The 3,457-nt window shown below is 73.2% G+C and carries 5 protein-coding genes; 2 read left to right on the forward strand and 3 right to left on the reverse strand.

The window, feature by feature from the left end; translation table 11 throughout:
- A partial coding sequence (locus tag B9S61_RS39685) for a transposase (protein WP_146065057.1) occupies positions 1–504 on the forward strand: 504 nt, incomplete at its 5' end.
- A 554-nt stretch (positions 505–1,058) separates the two neighbouring features.
- Here the strand turns inward: B9S61_RS39685 and B9S61_RS39690 are convergent.
- Positions 1,059–1,667 (reverse strand): PH domain-containing protein, encoded by a 609-nt coding sequence (locus B9S61_RS39690; protein ID WP_103546573.1) that lies wholly within the window; start codon positions 1,665–1,667, stop codon positions 1,059–1,061.
- Positions 1,668–1,803: 136 nt separating this feature from the next.
- Between B9S61_RS39690 and B9S61_RS39695 the strand changes: the two genes are divergently transcribed.
- Complete coding sequence (locus tag B9S61_RS39695) at positions 1,804–2,091, forward strand: zinc-ribbon domain-containing protein (RefSeq protein WP_103546574.1); 288 nt, start codon at positions 1,804–1,806, stop codon at positions 2,089–2,091.
- Positions 2,092–2,143: 52 nt separating this feature from the next.
- Here the strand turns inward: B9S61_RS39695 and B9S61_RS39700 are convergent, their stop codons facing one another.
- Positions 2,144–2,869, reverse strand: a complete 726-nt coding sequence (locus tag B9S61_RS39700; protein ID WP_374936281.1) for a TIGR03943 family protein — start codon at positions 2,867–2,869, stop codon at positions 2,144–2,146.
- The coding region (locus tag B9S61_RS39705; RefSeq protein ID WP_181007752.1) for a permease at positions 2,866–3,457 on the reverse strand (592 nt) is incomplete at its 5' end. The genes B9S61_RS39705 and B9S61_RS39700, both read right to left, overlap by 4 nt.

Below are 3,457 nucleotides of genomic sequence, written 5' to 3' on the forward strand. Positions count from 1 at the left end.
GACATCGTCATCCCCTCCCTGGCAGCCTCGCTCGCCGCCGTCCACACCCAACGCCGAGCTCTGGAAGCCCAGATCAACACCCTGCTGGAGGCCCACCCTCTTTCCCCGGTCCTGACGTCGATGCCCGGCGTCGGCGTCAGGACCGCCGCCGTCCTGCTGGTCACCGTCGGCGACGGCACCAGCTTCCCCACCGCCGCCCACCTCGCCTCCTACGCCGGCCTGGCCCCGGCCACGAAGTCGTCGGGCACCTCGATCCACGGCGAACACGCCCCACGGGGCGGAAACCGGCAGCTCAAACGGGCCATGTTCCTCTCCGCCTTCGCCTGCATGAACGCCGACCCCGCCTCCCGCACCTACTACGACCGCCAGCGAGCCCGCGGAAAGACCCACACCCAAGCCCTCCTCCGCCTGGCCCGTCAACGCATCAGTGTCCTGTTCGCCATGCTCCGCGACGGCACCTTCTACGACCCCCGCGTCCCCAAGGACGTCGAACTCGCCGCATGACCCCAGCAGGCAAACCACCCCAAACCGAACCCAGGCGCCTTGACGAAAGACATAGAGGCACCCCCCCCACGACGACGTGGGTACCGAAGTGGTGCGGGTTGTAAGCGGTGGCCTCCAGGAAACGGGCCGGCAGGAAGACCTCGCCCTCCGCCGGCTCCCCGGGGCGCGCCAGGGGCTCCCCCGTCTCCCCCGGCGGCCCGAGCGGCCCCGGCGGGCGGATACGGGTGGTCCGCCATGCCCGGACCACCAGGGTGAGCGTGGTCACGGTGCCCAGCGCCGTCCAGGTCGTCGTCGTGGGCGAGGCGAACGGTGCCGTGGGGTGCAGGTAGCACAGGGGCAGCAGCCACAGTGCCGTGACGGCGAGTGCCGCCGCGAAGGGCAGGGCCGACGGCAGGACCTCTCCGTCGGGACGGCGCCGGCTGCGTACCCGGAGCAGCATCCGGGCGGCCGGGTACCCCGCGACGAGGGTCAGGCCGGCCGCGACCATCGCGAGGTCCCCGACGCCCGCGGTGTGATCGCGCCACGTGTGACGGTCTCCCGCAACCGCTTTCACCTCACCGCGCCACCAGGTCAGCCGGACCCGGTCGCCGGGGCGGAAGGCGTCGGCCGCCTCCTGGGACACCGCCAGCCGCTCGAGGGGGCGGGCGGCTGGCGGTGTCCCAGGAGGCGGCCGAGATGACGGTCCGGTGCGCCGGCTCCCCCGTCGCCTCCGGGGGACCGTGGCGGCGGTGCGGCGCGCGCAGCGCTTCCAGCGTCTCGTCGAACTCCTGGGCGTCGGAGGTCCAGGACCGCGGCAGGGGCAGGACCCAGGTGCGTCCGTCGCGGAGCAGCACGCTGACGCGGCGGCTCTCCTCGGACCGGTGCAGCTGCGCGTACATCAGGCGCAGCCGCAGATCGGCGACCTCGCTCCAGGGCACGCTGCGGCGGCGCAGCAGCGTGCGGGAGTGCAGACCGCGGGCGTCGGCCCGGAGCCGCGCGGTGCACTTCCACAGCGCGACGAGGCCGGTCAGGGCGGGCAGCACGCCCACGGCCGGCCAGGCGTGCACTCCCGTGTACGCCCAGAGTGCCACCGCCGCCGCCGTTCCGGCCGCGCCGAGGCCGACGAGGATCCACAGGGCGCCGGTCCACCGAGGTCGGCAGGTCACTTCCCGGGCGTCGCTCACACGGGAAGACTGTCAGCGGACGGGCCGCGCGCGCTTGTGCAGGGTGCGGCAGTGTTGCGGGCGGTCACGTTGCCGACTGCCCTCACCGTCTGGTGTGGTGGTTCGGGGGGGCCGCGGCCCGGGAAGGATCGACGACATGATCATTTTTGGTACCAAGGGGTACCTGTACCAGCTCGCGATACTGACGCTGGTGTGCGCGCAGTGCGGGAATCCGGCCGCGCACACACTCCGCAAGCGGGTCACGAAGTTCACCCTGTTCTTCGTGCCGCTGTTCCCGGTCTCGACGAAGTACGCGACGCAGTGCACCTTCTGCGGCGCCGAGCACAAGATCACCGCCGAGCAGGCCGAGCGGCTCCAGGCGCAGGCCCTCGGCGGCGGGCAGCCGCACGACCGGCCGCACCAGCAGCAGCCGTACCGGTCCTAGCCGTACCGGTCCCAGCCGTTCCGTCCGTCACCGGACCGACCCGTCACCGGACCTAACCGCTCCAGTCCTCGTACGGGTCCGCCGGGGCCGGGACCGGCACGGCGCGGGTGACCTCGAGGTACGGGACCGGGCCGTCGTTGACCGGGTCCTTCGTGCGGCGCGGGGTGTAGGTGCCGGTGATCTCCAGCCAGGTGTCCGGCCGCAGCACCGGGGGCACCTCACCGGTCAGGGCGATCTTGACCGGCAGGGCGTCCGCGGCACAGCAGCTGAGGCCCATGCGGACCAGGTACGGGTCGTCCGTGCCGTTCGTGCCGTTCGTGGCCACGAAACCGGTGATGCTGATGGGGCGGTCGCGGAGGTGGCGGCCGCGGTCGTGGACCGCGCGGGCCGCGTACTCCGCGACGCCGAGGCGCAGCGGGCCCCGGGCGGGAAGTTCCGGGAAGCCCAGGGGCTTCTGCAGCGCCGTACCCGTGTGGGTGGCGCTGTACGAGCCGAGGGCCGGCGGGGCGACCAGGATCAGGGCGAGGAGGGGGAGGGTCAGCAGCCAGGAGATCCGGGGCTCACGGTGCGACGCGCCCGTGTGGGGCGGGCGCCGCCACTCGTACCGGACGGTCGCCGCCGCCGTCGCGATCAGCACCGCGCCCGACAGCAGCAGCAGCGGACGCAGACCGGCCTTGACGTAGCGCAGGTGGAGGTCGGTCAGGCCGGCGTGCAGCACGGTCGCGCCGAGCAGGAACAGCAGGGCCGCCTGTGCCTGGCCGCCCAGTCGTGCCGTCACAGCAGCACCGCTCCCGTCAGGGCCGACACCAGGACGGCCAGGACGAAGGTCGCGGGGGCGAAGCGCAGGGCGAAGGCGCGGCCGAAGGTGCCCACCTGCATGGCGAAGAGCTTGAGGTCGATCATCGGCCCCACGACCAGGAAGGTGAGCCGCGCCGTCAGCGAGAACTGGGTCAGTGACGCCGCCACGAACGCGTCCGCCTCCGAGCAGATCGACAGCAGGACGGCCAGGACCGCCAGCGCCAGGACCGACAGCACCGGGTGGCCGGCCGTCGCGCTCAGCCACTCGGCCGGGACCACCGCCTTCAGCGTCGCCGCCGCCATCGCGCCGACCACCAGGTAGCCGCCCGCGTGCATCACGTCGTGCCGCACCGACCCCCAGAACGCCGCACCCCGGCTCCGCCCCTCGTACGCCGAACGAGCGGGCGGGCGCAGCCAGTCCGTACGGCCGAGACGCTGCCAGAGCCAGCCCATCGCACACGCCACCAGCAGGCTCGCGACGAACCGGGCGAGGACCATCTCCGGGTTGCCCGGGAAGGCGACCGCCGTCGCCGTCAGCACGATCGGGTTGATCGCGGGGGCGGACAGC

The organism is Streptomyces sp. SM1, assembly GCF_002910825.1.
Taxonomy (GTDB): domain Bacteria; phylum Actinomycetota; class Actinomycetes; order Streptomycetales; family Streptomycetaceae; genus Streptomyces; species Streptomyces okerensis.

What these genes read in the sequence shown, in the direction of transcription:
- B9S61_RS39695 (WP_103546574.1), top strand. Translation starts at nt 1,804, where the DNA reads ATGATCATTTTTGGTACCAAGGGGTACCTGTACCAGCTCGCGATACTG.